This window comes from Streptomyces sp. NL15-2K (genome assembly GCF_030551255.1).
In the GTDB taxonomy this organism is placed as follows: domain Bacteria; phylum Actinomycetota; class Actinomycetes; order Streptomycetales; family Streptomycetaceae; genus Streptomyces.
Map to the genome: position 1 here is coordinate 10,980,554 of NZ_CP130630.1, position 18,377 is coordinate 10,998,930.

Here is an 18,377-nt window from a genome sequence, read left to right on the forward strand (position 1 = left end):
TGTGACCGACGGGGAGAACGGCCCCACGCCGACACAGGTGTCGAAGGTCGGTCCCTGGGCGGCCGCCTGGATACACCTTTTTCTCGCGGCACTTGGACTGTTGGGACCGTTCCTGATGGTCCTCGGCGTCTTCGCCGGTCAGGGCCTGGTGATCACCGGCATGGTATGCACGGTGGTCCTCGTTCCCCTGGGCTTCGTGGTGGGGCTCACCGTCGCCGCCGAACGGAGACACAACCGGCGGCTCGACGCCTTCGGGGTTCCGGCGACCGCGGAGATCATCGAGCTGACCGAATGGGACACCGGGGACGACGGCGGTGCCGTGGTCGTCCTGCGGGTCAGCGGGCTGGGCTTCCGGACGTTCGAGGCCACCTGGAAGCGCTCAGAGCATCCCGCCCTGTGTGTGGGGCTCCGCCTCGACGCCGTGGTCGACCCGTCCGGGAACCTGTTCCGTGTCGTGCTGTGACCAAGCCGACGGAGACCACAAGGTGTCCCAACTCCTGCGGGAGGCCTACCGGATGGCCGATCTCCTCCAAGCCCCGTCACGGCTGGGGCGCTGTGTGGGACGTGGCCCAGTGGCCTGCGCCAGGTGTCACGCATGCCTTGCGCGTCAACGCCACCGCCTCCTCTGGAGGAATCGGCGCCGTGCCTGAGCAGTAGCGGCAGCCGCCCTGCCTGCCCGCAGCAATGGCCCAGCCGCGGTGTCATCCCGGACCGTCGCCACCCTCTTCTGTCGGTGGTTCGTACGCTGCCTACGGGTATTGCGCAACGATGACTCCAGGCAACCGACTCCAGGTTCTAGAAGAACCCAAGTTTCTTCGGACTGTATGAAACAAGAAGGTTCTTCGTCTGCTGATAGTGCTCCAGCATCATCTTGTGCGTCTCACGGCCGATGCCGGACTGCTTGTAGCCGCCGAACGCCGCATGCGCCGGGTAGGCGTGGTAGCAGTTGGTCCAGACCCGTCCGGCCTGGATCGCCCGGCCGGCCCGGTACGCCGTGTTGATGTCCCGGGTCCAGACGCCCGCGCCGAGACCGTACAGCGTGTCGTTGGCGATCTTGATGGCGTCGTCGAAGTCGTCGAAGGAGGTCACCGAGACCACCGGACCGAAGATCTCCTCCTGGAAGATCCGCATGCGGTTGTCGCCCTCGAAGATCGTCGGCTGGACGTAGTAGCCGCCCTTCAACTCACCGTCGTACTCGACGCGTTCACCGCCGGTGAGGACCCTCGCGCCTTCCTGCCGGCCGATGTCCAGGTAGGAGAGGATCTTCTCCAGCTGGTCGTTGGACGCCTGCGCGCCGATCATCGTGTCGGTGTCGAGGGGATGGCCCGGCTTGATCAGCTCGGTGCGGGCGACGGCCGCCTCGAGGAACTCCGCGTAGTGGCCGCGCTGGACCAGCGCCCGGGACGGGCAGGTGCACACCTCACCCTGGTTGAGGGCGAACATGGTGAAGCCTTCGAGCGCCTTGTCGCGGAAGTCGTCGTTCTGTGCCCATACGTCGTCGAAGAAGATGTTGGGCGACTTGCCGCCGAGCTCCAGTGTGACCGGCTTGATGTTCTCCGAGGCGTACTGCATGATCAGCCGCCCTGTCGTGGTCTCACCCGTGAACGCCACCTTCGCCACCCGCGGGCTGGACGCCAGCGGCTTGCCCGCCTCCGCGCCGAAACCGTTGACGATGTTCACCACACCCGGCGGGAGCAGATCGGCGATCAGGCTCATCCAGTAGTGGAGGGAGGCCGGGGTCTGCTCGGCCGGCTTGATGACGACCGCGTTGCCCGCGGCGAGCGCGGGCGCCAGCTTCCAAGTCGCCATGAGGATCGGGAAGTTCCACGGGATGATCTGCGCGACGACGCCGAGCGGCTCGTGGAAGTGGTACGCCACCGTGTCGTCGTCGAGCTCGCCGAGCGAGCCCTCCTGGGCGCGGATCGCGCCCGCGAAATAGCGGAAGTGGTCGATGGCGAGCGGGATGTCGGCCGCCAGCGTCTCGCGCACCGGCTTGCCGTTCTCCCAGGTCTCGGCGACGGCCAGCGGCTCCAGGTGCGCCTCCATGCGGTCGGCGATCCTGAGCAGGATGTCGGAGCGCTCGGTCACCGACGTGCGGCCCCAGGCCGGGGCGGCCGCGTGCGCCGCGTCGAGCGCCCGCTCCACGTCCTGCGCCGTGCCGCGCGCGATCTCGGTGAACGGCTGCCCGTTCACCGGGGACGGGTTCTCGAAGTACTGTCCGCGGGCCGGCGGCACGTACTCGCCACCGATGAAGTGGTCGTAGCGCGCCTGGTAGGAGACGATCGCGCCCTCGGTGCCGGGCGCCGCGTAACGGGTCATGCTGCTGCCTCCTTCAGAAGCGCTGCCCGCCGTTGGGCAGCTCTCGGCGCGAGGCTAGGCGGCGGCAGGTTGCACCTACGTTGCGTGGCGCGAGCCTTTGATCAGCGGGCCGCCGGACGTGGCCACGCGGCCGGTGCCGCCAGCTCGCACTCCAGCGCGGCGAGGCGGGACCGCACCGCCGGGGTCGGCCGTACCGCGGCCAGCGCCCGCCATACGTCGAGGTCGTCCTCACCCCACGGCGCGTGCGCCCAGTCCGCCAGGAGGTCCGGATCGCGGCGGGCGATCAACGCCGTACGCAGACCGTCGGCGAGACGGCGCCGCAGCCGCACCACCGCCGGGGCCTGGGAAGCGGGCAGGAGCGGACCGGCGTACGCCGAGGCGGCCGCCGTGACCGCTCCGGTCTCCAGTCGCCGCTCGACGACGGCGACATCGGACTCGACCGGGACGGTGAGCCGGTAGGGACGTGAGGCCAGCAGGCCGGGGCCGAGCAGCCTGCGCAGCCGGGCCAGTTCGGCGCGCAGTGTCACCGGCGGCACCGACTCGTCCTCGTACAGCGCGCACAGCAGCTCGTCGCCCGTCAGCCCCTCCGGATGGCGGGCCAGCAGCACCAGCAGCTCGCTGTGCCGACGGCTGAGCCGGACCCTGCGCCCGCCGGTCAGCAGCTGCGCCTCGTCGCGGCCCAGCGCGGTCAGCCCAGGCGTGTCGGCGGCCGGGCCGACAGGCGGGAGCAACGCCAGCTGTGACTCGGCGGCGCGCGCCACGGCCTGGACGAATCCCAGGCTGTGCGGGTGCGCGAGCCCGTCCCCGCCGGTGATGTCCACGGCGCCGAGCACCCGCCCGGAGCGCGGATCGTGCACCGGGGCCGCCGCACAGGTCCAGGGCTGCACGCGCCGGATGAAGTGCTCGGCCGCGAAAACCTGCACCGGCCGGTCGACCGCGACGGCCGTACCCGGTGCGTTCGTCCCGACCGCGGACTCGGCCCAGCGCGCACCCGGCACGAAGTTCATCCGCCCCGCCCTCCGGCGGGTGGTCGCATGCCCCTCGACCCACAGTAGCCTGCCGTGCTCGTCGCACACCGCGAGGAGGTGCTCGCCGTCGGCCGCGAACGTGCCCAGTAGTTCACGGAACAGCGGCATCACCCGCGCCAGCGGATGCTCGGCCCGGTAGGCGCCGAGGTCACCGTCCGCGAGCTCCACGTTCGCGGTGCCGTCGGGCCCGACACCGGCCCGCGCGGAACGCCGCCACGAGTCGGCCACGACCGAGCGGACCGGACGCGGCACGGTACCCGCCTCGGTGAACGTCTCGTGCGCGCGACGCAGCATCCGCACACGCTCGGCAGGGTCGGCCCCCGGTTCCAGGGCCACCCATGGATCGGTCAACTCGGCCTCCCTGAACGGCGATGCACTTGGGGCCATCGTCACGCCGGGTACGCGCGCGGACAACCGTTTCGACCACGCTCGCCCGAACGAAGTCCTGCCGACGCGGTCAGACGAAGTTGACCAGCCGTATGTAGCGCGCCCAGTCCCAGTTCGGGCCGGGATCGGTGTGGTCCGTGCCCGGCACCTCGTGGTGCCCGATGATGTGCGCACGGTCCTTCGGGATGCCGTACTTCGCACATATCGCCGCCGTCAGTGCGGCCGACCGTTCGTACAGGGCGTCCGTGAAGTAGGCCGGCTGGTCCACCCACCCTTCGTGCTCGATGCCGATGCCGCGGGTGTTGCGGTCCCAGTTCCCCGCGTGCCAGGCGATGTCGGCCTCGCGGACGCACTGCGCCACGTGCCCGTCGGCAGACCGGACGAGGTAGTGCGCGGACACCTTCTTCTTCGGGTTCTGGAAGACGGACAGCGTGCCGGCGTACGTCTCCTGCGTGACGTGGATGATCACGTAGTCGAGCGGATACGTCGTGGGGCGGTTGGCCGCCGTGTAGTTGGACGGGGTCGCCGGCTGCCACTCGGCCAAGGGGTGGTCGACCGCCTGCTGTCCGGCTCCGGCGTGTGCCTGGGGGAGCAGCGCGTACGGGACGGCGGCGAGGGCGGCGCCCCTCAGCAGCCGTCGCCTGCTGCGGAGCGGTCTTGCGCGGTCCATGGACGAGTGCCTTTCGATGGTTCGAGTCGTGTTTCCTGAGGGCGCTGGGGCGTGCTCAATGCCTGGTGAGGGCTGCTCAGCCGCGCAGCGCCGCCGCCGTCTCCCGCAGCCGCGCGTGCATTCCGCGGTGCGTCTCACGCGCGGGCAGCCACTGCTTGCGGAGCTTGGCCACGCACGTGTAGTTGGTGTCGCACACGTTGGCCAACGGCGACTCCACGGCCTGGGTCGCGAACTGGTAGGCGTCCAGCTCACTGAACCCGTAGTCGCGCACCAGCCACTGCACGAGGTCGAGCTGGGATATGCGGAACGCGTCCTCCAACGGGCGTGCCGAACCCGTCGAGACGATGTGCGTGTCCGACTCGATGCGCGGCCAGGGCGTGGCGACACCTTTGAGCAGCTCGACGATCACCACGGTGTTCATCGCACACTCGACGGCGACGCCGCAGGTCTCCCCCTCGCCCTGCCGGGCGTGGCCGTCGCCGAGGCTGAGCAGTGCGCCTTCGACGTTCACCCCGAGGTAGCAGGTGACGCCGGCCCGCATCTCGGGCGTGTCCATGTTCCCGCCGTGCGCGTCGGGCACCAGGGCGGAGCGCACTTCCAGGTTGGCCGGGGCCACGCCCACGGTGCCGTGCATCGGGTCGAGGGGCAGCTCGGCCTCGATGTCGCTGTCGTGGGCGCGGAACAGCGCCGTGCGGCGGGTCCGGTCGAGCTGCCAGATCCAGACGGTCTCCGGGAGCGGGGCTTGCAGCGTGGCCGTGGTGTGCGTCGAGGTGAGCGCGCCGAAGAGCGGGACCGTGGTGGAAGCGGCCCAGTCCCGGGCCGGTTCGATCGACACGAAGTGCACGGCGACCGTATCGCCCGGCTCGGCACCCTCGACGTGGAAAGGCCCGGTCTGAGGGTTGAGGAACGGGAACTCGCACACCTCGGACACCAGGTCCTTCTCGGACCGCACCCGTCCGGCGAAGCAGTCCTCCGTGTACAGGTCGAGAACCGTACCGGGCGTGATGCGCGCCACGGGCGGCGCGCCACCGAACGTCCAGGCGTACTCGCCCGGTTGGGGGCGCACGGTCAGGATGCGGGGATCGCTCATCGTCGCACTGCTCCGTTCTGTCGAAAGCAGGGGGAAGGGGAAGGGGGTTCGTCGAGATGGACACAGGCGTTTTCGGGTGTGCGCCCGGGGCGCCGTCGTATCAGCACCACCAGGACCACGACTCCCGCAGCCATCCAGACCGCGACGATCGGTCCGGCGTACGACACAGGCACGGTCGGTTCGGAGACGAAGTCGAAGCCAGGCAGGCCGGCGGCGGTCGGCGGGGCGGGCACGAACGCGACGATGCCCAGGGCGGGCAGGAGCAGGTGCCGCATGACGAGGAAGCCGAACAGCACCTCGCGCAGGCCGATGACGTCGCGCCGCAGCCCCTCAGCCGTATCCCCCGACATGTGAACCCCCCTCGTCCACTCCGACACGCTCCACCGCCACGATGGCGGGTGCGCCTCGCGTGAATCACGGTACGGCGCTCGCCGGTCGGGCAGAAGAGCAGGCCGTGCTTCGGTGGACGACGGCGGAACTGTGGAAAACTCGCTCACCCCGACGGGTGAACGCGGCAGTGAACGCGGCGGTGAACGCAGGCCCGGGATCAGGTCCGTTCGGTCACACCCGCCGGGTCGTCCAGGACGGCCCGTACCACCGAGTGCGCGGCCCCGAGCAGCGCCCCCTCGGGGCCGAGCCGTGACACGGACACGGGACAGGCCGGCCCTGCCGTGCGCCGGGCCAACTCGTCCCGCAGCGACGGCAGCAGCCAGGGCGCGAGTCCGGCCAGCGCACCGCCGAGCACGACGCCCTCCGGATCCAGCAGGTTGACCGCACCCGTCAGCGCGATGCCGAGCGCCTCTCCCGCGTCGTGCAGGGCCCGTCGTACGGCCGGGTCGTCGTCCGCGGCGCGCTCCGCGAGCAGTCCGACGCGGTCCTCTCCCGGCTCCAGACCGGCCGCGCGCAGTACCGCCTCCTCACCGGCGTACTGCTCCAGACACCCGCGCCCGCCGCACGGGCACTCGGGACCGTCGGGCCGGACCGGCACATGTCCCAGCTCGCCGGCGAAACCACGCGTCCCGTGCAGCAGCCGCCCGTCCACCACGACCGCCGCACCGATGCCGATCTCCGCCGACACGTGCAGGAAGTCGCGGGGGGTGCCCTCAGCGAGCCAGAGTTCCGCGAGTGCGCCGAAGTTGGCCTCGTTGCCCACGGTCAGCGGGAAATCGGCGGGCAGCAGGGTGCCGAGGTCCGTGTCCTGCCAGTGGAGGTTCGGGGCCCGTACGACGGTGCGGGCGTCGCGCGCCACGAGCCCGGGGACGGCCACGGCCAGGCCCGCGGGCCACAGGCCCTCGCCCTCCGCCTCGGTGACGACCTGCCGCACCAGCGTGGTGAGCTCCGCGATCACCGGCCCGGGCGTACGGCCCCGGTTCGCGCCGTACCGCACGGCTCTGGACCGCACCTCTCCGCGCAGATCGACCGCGCAGACCGTGAGGTGGTCGACGCCGATCTCGGCGCCGATTCCGGCGGGACCGCGCCGGCTGACGGCGAGCGCCGATCCCGGCCGGCCCACCCGGCCGGGCCGCTCGGGGCCCAGTTCCTCCAGCAGCCCCGAGCGGATGAGTTCGTCGACGAGGGTCGACACCGCCGCACGGGTCAGGCCGATCCGCGAGGCGACGGCGGCTCGGGACAAAGGGCCCTCGGCGCTGACGGTGTGCATCACCCGGGCCAGGTTGCGGCGGCGCATGCCCTGCTGGGTGTCGGGCAGCGCCCGCCCCGGGCCGGCCGGGTGAGCTTCGTGCAGCGGTGCGGTCATGCCTCCGTCCGTCCTCGGTCGGTGTCGGCCGGTGGGCCTGTGTCGGAAGACGTCCGTCAGTGGGTCTCCGGCCCTCGCTCCAGCAGCGAGGCCGCGTCGGAGCGTACCCCGGCGATCCTGGCCAGCGTCGCCTCGTCCCGCTCCACCGCCTCGAGTACGGGTCCGGCGGCCGTGTTCCAGCGCCGGGCGACCGCGCCCGGGTCCTCGCCGGTCAGCAGGCCGGCCGCCTGTGCCGCGGCGCCGAGTGCGACCAGTTCCTTGGCCTCGGGCACCTGGACGGGACGTCCCGACAGCCGGCGTACGGTCTGCTGCCAGGCGGTGCCCCGGGCGCCGCCGCCGATCAGCAGCAGCGGGGTCGAACGGTCGGCGTCCTCGTCGAGGACCAGGTCGAGCGCGCCGAGCAGCGACTGGACGGCACCGTCGTACGCGGCCTGCAGGAGCTGGCCGCCGGTCGTGTCGTGGCGCAGCCCGTGCAGCAGTCCCGAGGCGTTCGGCAGGTTCGGCGTGCGCTCACCGTCGAGGTAGGGCAGGAGGGTGACGTCGGCGGTGGGCTCCACCGCCTCACGGTCCAGTCCCAGCAGGGTCGCGACCCGGTCGACGGCGAGCGTGCAGTTCAGGGTGCAGGCCAGCGGCAGCCAGTCGCCGTGGGCGTCGGCGAAGCCCGCCACGGTGCCCGTCGGGTCCGTCGGGCGCCGCTTCGACACGGCGTACACCGTGCCCGAGGTGCCGAGGCTCATCACCGGCGTACCGGGGCGCAGCCCCAGGCCCAGCGCTGCGGCGGCGTTGTCCCCGGTCCCCGGTGCGACCAGGGTGCCCTTGGAGAACGGCAGGTCGTGGCCGCCGCGCACGGTGCCCGCCACCTCACCGGGCCGGACCACGCGGGGCAGCAGAGCCGGCTCGAGCCCTACGTGCGCGAGGATCTCCGCGTCGTACGACTCCGTCCCCGACGCCCACCAGCCAGTGCCGGAGGCGTCACCGCGGTCGGTGGTGCCCTGCCCGGTGAGGCGTTCGGTGAGGTAGTCGTGGGGGAGGCGGACGGCCTTGGTCGCGCGGACGGCCTCCGGCTCGTTCTCGGCCAGCCACGCCCATTTCGTGACCGTGAAGGAGGCGGCCGGGACGGACCCGGTGCGTTCGGCCCAGAACTTCGCGCCGCCCAGTTCCTCGGTCAGCCGACGGGCCTGAGGTGCGGAGCGCACGTCGTTCCACAGCAGGGCCGGGCGTACCGGCTCGCCCTGGGCGTCCAGTGTGACGAGACCGTGCTGCTGCCCGCCGATCGACACCGCGGCGGCCTCGCGCGCCGCGTCCCCGCACTGGTGCAGCGCCTCACACAGGGCCTCCCACCACTGACGCGGGTCGCTCTCGCGGCCGGCTCCCGAGGACACGGTGTGCGGCGCCTGCCCGCCGGCAACCACCCGTCCGGTCGACGCGTCGACGACCAGGGCCTTGGTGGACTGTGTGGATGTGTCCACACCGACGACGAGCGGACCCTCGGCTGCTGACATCGGGCTCTCCCTCTTGTGCGGCTCTCGTCTCTGCCCCGAGACATCTCCGGCGGAGGCATCTCTTCCCAGAGATGCCTCCGCATACTAATTTGTAAATCGCCATGACGAAATAGTCGTAAGCGAGCAGTCATAGCAGTCGTAGCAGTTGTAAGCGAGCAAGGAGCCGCGGCATGAACTACCAGCCCACCCCCGAGGACAAGTTCACCTTCGGACTGTGGACCGTCGGCTGGCAGGGGCGGGACCCCTTCGGCGACGCCACCCGCCGTGCCCTCGACCCGGTCGAGTCGGTGCAGCGCCTGGCCGAGCTCGGCGCCCACGGCGTGACCTTCCACGACGACGACCTGATCCCCTTCGGGTCCTCGGACACCGAGCGCGAGGCCCACATCAAGCGCTTCCGTGAGGCTCTCGACGCCACCGGCATGAAGGTGCCGATGGCCACCACCAACCTCTTCACGCATCCCGTCTTCAAGGACGGCGCGTTCACCGCCAACGACCGCGACGTACGCCGCTACGCCCTGCGCAAGACGATCCGCAACATCGACCTGGCGGTCGAGCTGGGCGCCCGGACGTACGTCGCCTGGGGCGGCCGCGAGGGTGCCGAGTCCGGCGCCGCCAAGGACGTACGCGTCGCCCTGGACCGCATGAAGGAGGCCTTCGACCTCCTCGGCGAGTACGTGACCTCCCAGGGCTACGACCTGCGCTTCGCCATCGAGCCCAAGCCCAACGAGCCGCGCGGCGACATCCTGCTCCCCACGGTCGGCCACGCGCTGGCGTTCATCGAGCGCTTGGAGCGTCCGGAGCTCTACGGCGTCAACCCCGAGGTCGGTCATGAGCAGATGGCAGGCCTGAACTTCCCGCACGGCATCGCGCAGGCCCTGTGGTCCGGCAAGCTCTTCCACATCGACCTCAACGGCCAGTCCGGCATCAAGTACGACCAGGACCTGCGCTTCGGGGCCGGCGACCTGCGCGCCGCCTTCTGGCTGGTCGACCTCCTGGAGAGCGCCGGTTACGAGGGGCCCCGCCACTTCGACTTCAAGCCGCCGCGGACCGAGGACCTCGACGGCGTGTGGGCGTCGGCCGCGGGCTGCATGCGCAACTACCTCATCCTGAAGGAGCGTTCGGCCGCCTTCCGCGCCGACCCGGAGGTCCAGGAGGCCCTGCGGGCCTCGCGTCTGGATGAACTGGCGCAGCCGACCGCGGCCGACGGCCTGAAGGCGCTCCTCGCGGACCGCACCGCCTTCGAGGAGTTCGACGTGGAGGCGGTCGCCGCGCGAGGGATGGCCTTCGAGCGGCTCGACCAGCTGGCGATGGACCACCTGCTGGGGGCGCGCGGCTGAGCGGCAACCACGCCGCCGCGGCTTGACCGATCTCAATGAGTGATCTCGTCGCGAGGTCTCTTTGAGTGACCCCGCACGGAATGTTCCGGAATCATGCGGTCCATGGCGTGAGCCCGTATCAACTTCCGTAGAGGGGTCGCGACATGACCGGTTCGAGGCGACTCTGGGCGGTATGGCCATGCCACCCGTACCGCCTCAGCCGCCCGGGCCACCGGGTGACGCGCCGCCTCCCGGCGGCTTCGGACCCCCTCCTTCGCACGGTGGGTGGCCGCCGACCCAGCCGCCGGATCCGCCCGCGCCGCCTGACGGTCCGGGCGGGTACCGAGGTCCGGGGCGGCGGCGTAGTCCGCTCTTCGTCCTGCTGGTCGTGCTCGTGGCCGCCGCGGCCGTCGTCGCCGTGGTCCTGATGGCGTCGGGGAGCGACGACTCACCGGATGAGAAGCCGTCCCCCGAGAGCAGTCGGAGCACGGGCCGTTCTCCGTCGCCGCCCTTCGGCCTGCCGACGGAGTTGCCCAGCGATCTGCCGTCGCGGTTCCCGAGCGAGGTGCCGTCGGAGTTCCCTAGCGAGCTGCCCAGCGGCTTTCCGAGCGACCTCGAATCGCTGTTCCCGTCTCTCTAGTGCGGCGAGAGTGCGTGCCGGGCGTCGCGACGGGGCGAACGCTGCCTGTGGGGACACCAGGGGCTCGCGGCGGGGCGGAGGTCCCTCATATGCCGTGCGGCAGCCGCACGTAGGTCACTGTCGTCTCCACCCCGCTGTCGACCAGGCGGCCCTGCGCGTCGAACGCGCCGGTGCCGTCCGTCATGCCGAAGTCGTTGTCGTTGATCAGGGCGAGCGTGTCGTGGTCCACGCGCGCGACGCCCTCGATCTTCCCGGGCACGCCGGAGACCGTGCCCAGGTCGACGACCAGTCGCTTGGCGAGCACCGGGACCCCGGAGGCCGCCGGATCGTCGAGCTGCTCCAGTGAGGGAGACGTCGTGTCGTCGTCCCAAGGACCGCCGAGGATGTTCGCGTGCCGGTCCAGGCGCACGAGCTGCACTCGCGCGGCCTTGTCGGTGCGCTCCTCGACCAGCAGCCGGTCACGGCCCACGGCGACCACCGAGGAGATCTTGAGCTCGGAGGTGTCGTCCTCACTCGGATCGACCACGTTCACGGGGTCGAAGCGGTACGCGTACTCGGCGGTGACCGCCTTCTCCCGAGGCGAGAAGCGCAGCAGGCGGGTGGTACGGGAGGCGTCTCCCGCGTCCGTGTCGGGCAGGGACAGGGGGCTCTGCACGGCCATCACCAGGTCTCCGCCCGGCAGTAGGGCGAGCCCTTCGAAACCGCGGTTGGTCTTGCGGTGCAGCAGGACGGACGGCAGCGCCTCCACCACCGGATAGTCCGTCCCGGTGAGACGCAGCCCCTTGGGCACATAGCGCGTGAGCACCTTCCCGCGCGCGGAGACGTGGACGAGGGACGGCCCGTACTCGTCCACGAGCCAGAAGCTCCCGTCCTCGCTCCGCACGATGCCCTCGGTGTCCAGGCCGTTCGGGTTGTACGGCAGAGGCTTCTGTGCGTCGTAGGAGTACGGCGCCTCGTCGCGTCCCTCCTGGTTGGGCAGGCCCGTGGCGGGCTTGCCGGAGGAGGTGGTGATCGGGATCGCGTCCAGCACCTTCACGGTGTCGCCGGACACGCGGATCTTCACGATCGCCGGGTCGAAGCCCGGCACCGGGAACGTGCGGCGCTTCGAGCCGTCCACCTTGATCTGCCCGTTCGGTCCACGGTCGGTGACCGTCCAGAACTCGCCCTTGCGGCCCGCCGGGTAGATGTCGCTGCCGATGCCGCCGAGGTCCACGCCCCGGTCGTCGTCCACCGTCCCGGGCAGGAGAGCGTTGCTGAACGCGCCGAGAGGGATGTCACCGAGCGTCGCGGTGCGCACGACGTGCGTCTGACCGGACGGTGCGCCCACCGCCGGGCCGGCTGTGACGAGAGCGGCCAACACGGCGAGGGGCACGCCCGCCGCGACGGAACGGTGGACGCGGCGGTGGCCGGTGGCGCGCGGGGACATCGGGCCTCCTGAGGGGCAAGTTCGGTGACAGTGGCCAGATTTGGGCCCCGCACGGAACGCCGTACGACTGTCGGATGAACGCGGAGCGGCATCCGCTCGTCGAGCGGATGCCGCTTACCAGGAAGCCGGCCCCTTGAGGCCCCTTCATGGCCTTTGAGGCTCTTTGAGGCCCTTTGAGGGTTGCCCTCAGTAGGCCTCGTCCTCGGGAGCGGGTGCTGTGGAGGCCAGTGCTGTCGCGGGGTCCTGCGCCGCGCCGCCCGCGGGCACCCAGCGGCCGCCTTCCTTGCGGTACGGCCACCAACGGCCGTCCTGGCCCAGTCGCAGCTGGCTGGGCGCGCCGACGACCGTCCACCGGTTGCCGTTCGCCCGCAAGGTCGGCCGTTCGTCCTCGTCCCAGGCGGAGTCCAGGGCGGCACACGCGCGTGCGAGCGTTTCGCCCTCGACGGCCCACTCCTCCTCGAGTACCGACACGGCGGCCGCACCCCCGTGGCGCCAGGCACGCACCGCCAGAGCCAACTGCTCCCGGCCGCGTCCGGAGCCGTCGGCGAGCCGGTCCGCCACGTCGCTCCTGGGACCGCCGGCGGCAAGGCGTACGGCGTCCTGAGCTGTGGTCAACTCCGGCTGGGCAGCGTGCGGTTCCGCTCTGGCCGACACAGCCTCCGCCAGAAGGCGGTGTGCCGCTACGGCGGTCCGGGCGGCCAGGAACTCCAGGGCGGCCGGGTCGACCGAGGGCGCGGCCGGGGCCTCGGTGTCCAGGGACGGCGGCACGCCGGGCTCCTCGGGGAGTTCGGGCAGGGCGGGCAGCGACGGCAGGACATCCCCGGCCGCGTACGCCTCCGCGGCATCCACGCCCGCCGCAGGCTCGACTGATTCCGTTTCCTCGGCGGGCGGGGCACTGCGGTTCTGTAGGGCGTCCAGCAGTACGCGTTCGGCGCGTCCGCGCATCAGGAGCAGTACGAAGGGATCCTGGTCCAGCAGCCGTGCCACCTGGTGGCAGAGGGCCGCCGTGTGACCGCAGTGGTCCCAGGCGCCGCAGCCGCACTCCGGCTCCAGATCGCCGATGCCCGGCAGCAGTTCGATCCCCGCGGCCGCCGCGTCCTCGACCAGGTGCGGCGGCATCTCGCGGTCCAGCAGTGCCGCGACGTGTCCGGCCCGCTCGACGGCCATGTCGACAAAGCGGTCCCACTGTTCGCCGGACAGCTCCGCCAGCAGGACGTCGGCCCGGTGCGCCGTGCCGTCGCGGTCCTGGACGACGGCCGTGATGCGTCCCGGGCGCACGGACACCGCGCCCACCGCTCCCGCGCGGGCGAGCCTGCGGCCCGTCTTCACCTGCTTCCCGTCCAACGCGGTGTCCTCCAGCGCCTTCAGCCAGGCCTGGCCCCACCACGACTGCGCGAAGCCCCGCCCGCGCGCGGGCGGCAACGCCGCGAACGTGCGTTCCGTGTCACCGTCGTACGCCGTCATCGTCCGCCCCCTCGTAGTTCGACCAGATCGGCCAGCTCGGCGTCCGTCAGTTCCGTGAGCGCCGCCTCGCCGGAGCCCAGCACCGCATCCGCCAGCTGTCGCTTGCGGCTCAGCATCTCGGCGATACGGTCCTCGATGGTTCCTTCGGTGATCAGCCGGTGCACCTGCACGGGCCGGGTCTGTCCGATGCGGTACGCGCGGTCGGTGGCCTGGGCCTCGACGGCGGGGTTCCACCAGCGGTCGTAGTGCACGACGTGCTCGGCCCGCGTCAGGTTCAGGCCCGTGCCCGCCGCCTTCAACGACAGCAGGAAGACCGGGACCTCACCTGCCTGGAAACGCGCCACCATCGCCTCGCGTCCGGCGACGGATGTCCCGCCGTGCAGGAACTGCGAGGGCACGCCGCGATCCGACAGGTGCCGCTCGATGAGCCGGGCCATACGCACGTACTGCGTGAAGACCAGGACGCCCGCCCCCTCGGAGAGGATGGTGTCCAGGAGTTCGTCCAGGAGCTCCAACTTTCCCGACCGGCCGACGATCCTGGGCTCCTCCTCCTTGAGGAACTGCGCCGGATGGTTGCAGATCTGCTTCAGGCCCGTCAGGAGCTTCACGATCAGCCCGCGCCGCTCCATGCTGTCGGCGCCGGAGATCTCCGCGAGCGTCTCGCGCACCACGGCCTCGTACAGGCCCGCCTGCTCCTTGGTGAGCGACACGGCGCGGTCGGTCTCGGTCTTCGGCGGCAGCTCCGGGGCGATCCCGGGATCCGACTTGCGACGCCGCAGCAGGAAGGGGCGTACGAGCCGGGCGAGGCGTTCCGCGGCGGCCGGATCCTGACCGTCCTCGACGGCCTGCGCGTAGCGTGTGCGGAAGGTGCCGAGCCGGCCCAGCAGCCCCGGCGTGGTCCAGTCGAGGATCGCCCACAGCTCGGACAGGTTGTTCTCCACCGGCGTTCCGGTGAGCGCCACGCGCGCGCGTGCGCCGATCGAGCGCAGCTCGCGGGCGGTCGCCGAGTACGGGTTCTTCACGTGCTGGGCCTCGTCCGCCACGACCATGCCCCACGGCACCTCGGCCAGTCGGCGCGCGTCCAGGCGCATGGTGCCGTACGTGGTGAGTACGAACTCCCCGTCGGCCAGGTCCTCCAGCCGGCGGTGCGCGCCGTGGAAGCGACGCACGGGAGTACCGGGCGCGAACTTCTCGATCTCGCGCTGCCAGTTGCTCATCAAGGACGTGGGGCACACCACGAGCGTGGGACCGGCGGACGCCGCGTCGGTCTGCCGGTGCAGGTGCAGCGCGATGAGTGTGATCGTCTTGCCGAGTCCCATGTCGTCGGCGAGACAGCAGCCCAGGCCCAGGGACGTCATGCGGGCGAGCCAGCTCAGGCCCCGCCGCTGATAGTCCCGCAGGGTGGCCGTGAGCGCGGCGGGTTGCGCCACCGGCTCCTGCCCCTCGGGGTCCGCGAGCCGCTCCCGCAGGGCCGCCAGCCATCCCGTGGGGTGGACCTCGACCCGCCGTCCGTCGATCTCCGTGGAGCCCGTCAGAGCGGCGCCGAGCGCGTCGATGGGTGTCACCTTGTGGTCCTGCTGGGCGTGGGCGCGGCGTACCTCGTGCGGGTCGACCAGGACCCACTGGTCACGCAGCCGCACGACCGGCCGGTTGGCCTCGGCGAGCCGGTCCAGTTCCTCCCGCGTGAGCCGCTGGTCGCCCAGTGCGAACCGCCAGTTGAAGGACAGCAGCGCGTCGGCGGACAGGAACGACGGCGTGTCCGAGGAGAGGCGGTCCGTCCCCGGCGCGTCGTCCGGCGGACCGACCACCGCGCGGGTCTTGAGCGTGCGGGCCAGTTCCTTCGGCCAGTGCACCTCGACTCCGACGCCGGCGAGCGCTCGGGCGCCCTCTCCGAGGAGCTCGGTGACCTCCTCGTCGGCGAGGTCGACGGCGTCCGGCACGGTCGCCGACAGCAGCGGCGTGAGCGGCGACCAGGCCCGGGCCGCCCGGCGGAGGGCGAGCAGGGCGTCCATCCGCGCGCGTGGGCCGAAAGCGCCGCCCGTGGCGCCGGTCGCGGTCCACGCCGTCACGGCGTCCGCGACCAGAGTCGGATCGCTCACGCTGTGCACCTGCGGCACGGCGCGGAAGGACAGCGCCATGTCGTCCTGCCACCCGTCGGCCAGGCCGGGCACCTCGACGCGCAGCGAGAGCCGGACGCCCGCGTCGTGGCCCGCGGCGACATCGGCGGCCCACTCACGCTGCTCGGGCAGGTGCTGCGGCTCCTGCGCCGCGTAGGCCGGGCCGCCGGTCACCAGCGAAGCCGCGGGGGAGCGGGGCAGCGCGTCGGCGACCGCGTCCAGGAAGGCACGCAGCAGCCGGTCCGGATCGGGCAAGTGAAGCGGCCCGGCGCCGTCCACGGGCACGGCGTGCGCCTCGGGCGGCATCGCGGCGGCGAGCCGGCGGATGTGCTCGACGTCCGCCGTTCCCAGAGGGCCCGTGCGCCAGGCGTCGTGGTCGCTCGGGGACAGGCCGGGCAACAGCAGTCCGCGCGCGACGAAGTGCAGGGCCAGTACGGACGCCGCGCCCCAGAACACGGCCGACCGGTGTCCGTGCGCGCCGACACGCGCGCGTGTGAGCACCGGCAGGGCGGCGCGCACCGGCAGTAGGACGGCCGGCACGCTCACCCGCTCGACACCGTCGCCGCCGGGCAGGACGACGGTCAGGTCTTCGACCGACCCCGCGTCGACGGCGGCCGGGGCTTCACCGTCGGGCCGCCAGAAGGCGAACGTGCCCGTGCGAGCCGGGTCACCGGGCACGAACACGGCACAATAACCGGCCAGTTCGGAGATCTCGGACGGTGACGCACCGGGAAACTTCTGCACAGCTATGCCGCACTCCTCAAATTTGACTACAGCGGGTCGGAGTCGCCGAGGGTACAGCACTGCGGCGGTCGACCCGCCATGGCGGGGGAGTGGCATGGATCACTTCGTGGATGAGGTGTCCTTAACCCCCCTGTCCGAGCGGTGCTGACCCCCTGACGTACACGGGGGGTGGCCTCATGGTCGCGCCGGGTCACCGAATCGTACGTTTCCTCAGGTCAGCCCGTTACCTGAGAGAGCCGGAGTCCAGACATGACCCAGACCACCGCGGGCGTCGCAGCCCGCCCTCGGGAGGTGCCCCGCTCCGCGCCCGGCGGGAGCGAGTTCACCCCGCTCCTGCGCACGGTCAAGAGTCAGGATCTCCTGGAACGCCGGTACGCCTGGTACGCACGAGGTATCGCGGTCAACACACTCGCCCTGGCCGGTCTCCTCACGGGCGTCGTCATGGTCGGCGACTCCTGGTGGACGCTCCTGCTGGCGCCGCTGCTCGCCGTGCTCTGCGCGCGTACGGCCTTCATGGGCCACGACGCGGGCCACGGGCAGATCACCGCCAACAAGGCGGCCGGGCGGGTCATCGGACTCATCCACGGCAACCTGCTGCTGGGGATGAGCTTTTCCTGGTGGAACCACAAGCACAACCGCCACCACGCCAACCCCAATCACATAGACAAGGACCCCGACGTCGCCGCCGACGTCCTCGTCTTCACCGGCGAGCAGGCGAAGGACCGCACGGGCTTCCGGCGCTGGCTCACCCGCAACCAGGCCTGGCTGTTCTTCCCGCTCACCCTCCTCGAAGGCGTCGCCCTGAAGATCCAGAGCTTCCGGGACCTGCGCCGGCAGCCGCCCCGGGAACGATCGGTGGAGGCCGTGCTCCTGGTGAGCCACCTCGCCGGCTACGCGACGCTGCTGCTCACGTCCATGTCTCCCGGCAAGGCTCTGGTGTTCGCAGCCCTCCACCAGGCCCTCTTCGGCCTGCATCTGGGACTGGCCTTCGCACCCAACCACAAGGGCATGGAGATGCCGGACCCGGGCGGCGAATCCTGGGGCCACCTGCGCCGACAGGTGCTCACCTCGCGCAACATCCGCGGGGGCGCCGTCACCGACTGGTTCCTCGGCGGCCTCAACTACCAGATCGAGCACCACCTCTTCCCCAGCATGCCCCGCCCTCATCTGCGACTGGCCCAGCCCCTGGTGCGCGCCCACTGCCGGGAATTGGGTATCCCCTATGCGGAGGCCGGGCTCGTCGACTCCTACCGGCAGGCGCTTCGCCACATGTACGAGGTGGGGGAGCCCCTCAGGGCCGAGTAGGGGCGAAGGTCGGGGATGTCTCAGGGACGTCTCAGGGTCGCGGTTCGGAACCGCGGGAAGCGCGGACCCGTTTTCTGAACAGAGAGCGGCAGTGGCCGCGAAGGAGGCGACGCACATGTCGAAGAACGCGAAGATCGCCGCAGGAGGTGTGGCGGTCGGGCTCATCCTGCTGATCTGGCTGCCCTGGTGGGCCGCGCTGCTGATAATCCTGGGAGTTCCGGCCGCGGCATACCTCACGCTGGACCCCTCACAGCGGCGCAGGCTGCGCCGTGTCACACGCAAGGAGATCGGTCGCTGACGCACCCGTGTCGGCTCGTCCGGGCCGTCCGGTGAGCAGGACGACCACATCGACGCTCGCGGGCCTGCTGACGGCACGGTCCGCGGGCGGCCGGACGTCGAGGCCCTACGGCGGCTGCACAGATGCGCGGTCGCGGCGCAGCCTGGTCCGCGAGGCCGGGGAACGCGGGCTGTCCTGGAGGCGCCGGCCGCCACCCCCGAGACGGTCGGCCCGCACGCCGACGCCGCGCGCCTCTGCTGGGACGCCGCCATGACCGCCGTACACCCTGGCCGGTGGGAGGAACATCGATGGCAGCGCTTCGTGCGGCTGTGTGAA

At 71.5% G+C, this 18,377-nt stretch carries 15 protein-coding genes; 5 read left to right on the top strand and 10 right to left on the bottom strand.

Annotated features, from left to right (window positions below; genetic code table 11):
- The first annotated feature begins 100 nt into the window (after positions 1 to 100).
- The gene (locus Q4V64_RS48015) at positions 101 to 463 is read left to right on the top strand and encodes a hypothetical protein (protein WP_172629520.1); all 363 of its coding nucleotides are present in this window, start codon (positions 101 to 103) and stop codon (positions 461 to 463) included.
- Between the two features lie 332 nt (positions 464 to 795).
- On the opposite strand, the gene Q4V64_RS48020 is transcribed toward Q4V64_RS48015, so the two are convergent.
- The 7 genes from Q4V64_RS48020 to xylB all read right to left on the bottom strand — a co-directional run bounded on the left by Q4V64_RS48020 (position 796) and on the right by xylB (position 8,752).
- On the bottom strand, positions 796 to 2,319 hold the full coding sequence (locus Q4V64_RS48020) for an aldehyde dehydrogenase family protein (protein WP_124444372.1): 1,524 nt from the start codon (positions 2,317 to 2,319) through the stop codon (positions 796 to 798).
- A 101-nt stretch (positions 2,320 to 2,420) separates the two neighbouring features.
- Positions 2,421 to 3,734: a GAF domain-containing protein gene (locus Q4V64_RS48025; protein ID WP_124444373.1), complete on the bottom strand. Its 1,314-nt coding sequence runs from the start codon at positions 3,732 to 3,734 to the stop codon at positions 2,421 to 2,423.
- 70 nt (positions 3,735 to 3,804) lie between these two features.
- Positions 3,805 to 4,404: an N-acetylmuramoyl-L-alanine amidase gene (locus tag Q4V64_RS48030; RefSeq protein WP_124444374.1), complete on the bottom strand. Its 600-nt coding sequence runs from the start codon at positions 4,402 to 4,404 to the stop codon at positions 3,805 to 3,807.
- A 76-nt stretch (positions 4,405 to 4,480) separates the two neighbouring features.
- Positions 4,481 to 5,494: an acetamidase/formamidase family protein gene (locus Q4V64_RS48035; protein WP_124444375.1), complete on the bottom strand. Its 1,014-nt coding sequence runs from the start codon at positions 5,492 to 5,494 to the stop codon at positions 4,481 to 4,483.
- A complete protein-coding gene (locus Q4V64_RS48040) occupies positions 5,491 to 5,844 on the bottom strand; it encodes a hypothetical protein (protein WP_253267375.1) in 354 nt (117 codons plus the stop codon). The genes Q4V64_RS48035 and Q4V64_RS48040 overlap by 4 nt, the downstream gene beginning before the upstream one ends.
- Before the next feature lie 197 nt (positions 5,845 to 6,041).
- Entirely contained in the window at positions 6,042 to 7,250 is a 1,209-nt protein-coding gene (locus Q4V64_RS48045; protein WP_124444376.1) for an ROK family transcriptional regulator, read from the bottom strand.
- A gap of 56 nt (positions 7,251 to 7,306) precedes the next feature.
- The gene (gene xylB / locus Q4V64_RS48050) at positions 7,307 to 8,752 is read right to left on the bottom strand and encodes a xylulokinase (RefSeq protein ID WP_124444377.1); all 1,446 of its coding nucleotides are present in this window, start codon (positions 8,750 to 8,752) and stop codon (positions 7,307 to 7,309) included.
- A 170-nt stretch (positions 8,753 to 8,922) separates the two neighbouring features.
- On the opposite strand from xylB, the gene xylA reads away from it, so the two are divergent.
- Together xylA and Q4V64_RS48060 are read left to right on the top strand one after the other, a co-directional pair.
- Positions 8,923 to 10,089, top strand: a complete 1,167-nt coding sequence (gene xylA, locus Q4V64_RS48055) for a xylose isomerase (RefSeq protein WP_124444378.1) — start codon at positions 8,923 to 8,925, stop codon at positions 10,087 to 10,089.
- Positions 10,090 to 10,456: 367 nt separating this feature from the next.
- Entirely contained in the window at positions 10,457 to 10,708 is a 252-nt protein-coding gene (locus Q4V64_RS48060; RefSeq protein ID WP_253267376.1) for a hypothetical protein, read from the top strand.
- 85 nt (positions 10,709 to 10,793) lie between these two features.
- Here the strand turns inward: Q4V64_RS48060 and Q4V64_RS48065 are convergent, their stop codons facing one another.
- From Q4V64_RS48065 to Q4V64_RS48075, 3 genes are all read right to left on the bottom strand, one after another.
- Positions 10,794 to 12,134: an esterase-like activity of phytase family protein gene (locus Q4V64_RS48065; RefSeq protein ID WP_124444379.1), complete on the bottom strand. Its 1,341-nt coding sequence runs from the start codon at positions 12,132 to 12,134 to the stop codon at positions 10,794 to 10,796.
- 186 nt (positions 12,135 to 12,320) lie between these two features.
- Positions 12,321 to 13,598, bottom strand: coding sequence for an SWF or SNF family helicase (locus tag Q4V64_RS48070; RefSeq protein ID WP_124444380.1), 1,278 nt, complete (start codon positions 13,596 to 13,598; stop codon positions 12,321 to 12,323).
- Positions 13,595 to 16,459: a DEAD/DEAH box helicase gene (locus Q4V64_RS48075; protein ID WP_253267377.1), complete on the bottom strand. Its 2,865-nt coding sequence runs from the start codon at positions 16,457 to 16,459 to the stop codon at positions 13,595 to 13,597. Before Q4V64_RS48075 ends, Q4V64_RS48070 begins: the two co-directional genes overlap by 4 nt.
- Positions 16,460 to 16,708: 249 nt before the next feature.
- Between Q4V64_RS48075 and Q4V64_RS48080 the strand changes: the two genes are divergently transcribed.
- Complete coding sequence (locus Q4V64_RS48080) at positions 16,709 to 17,764, top strand: acyl-CoA desaturase (RefSeq protein ID WP_124444382.1); 1,056 nt, start codon at positions 16,709 to 16,711, stop codon at positions 17,762 to 17,764.
- Positions 17,765 to 17,879: 115 nt separating this feature from the next.
- On the top strand, positions 17,880 to 18,062 hold the full coding sequence (locus Q4V64_RS48085) for a hypothetical protein (protein ID WP_124444383.1): 183 nt from the start codon (positions 17,880 to 17,882) through the stop codon (positions 18,060 to 18,062).
- Positions 18,063 to 18,377: the final 315 nt, after the last annotated feature.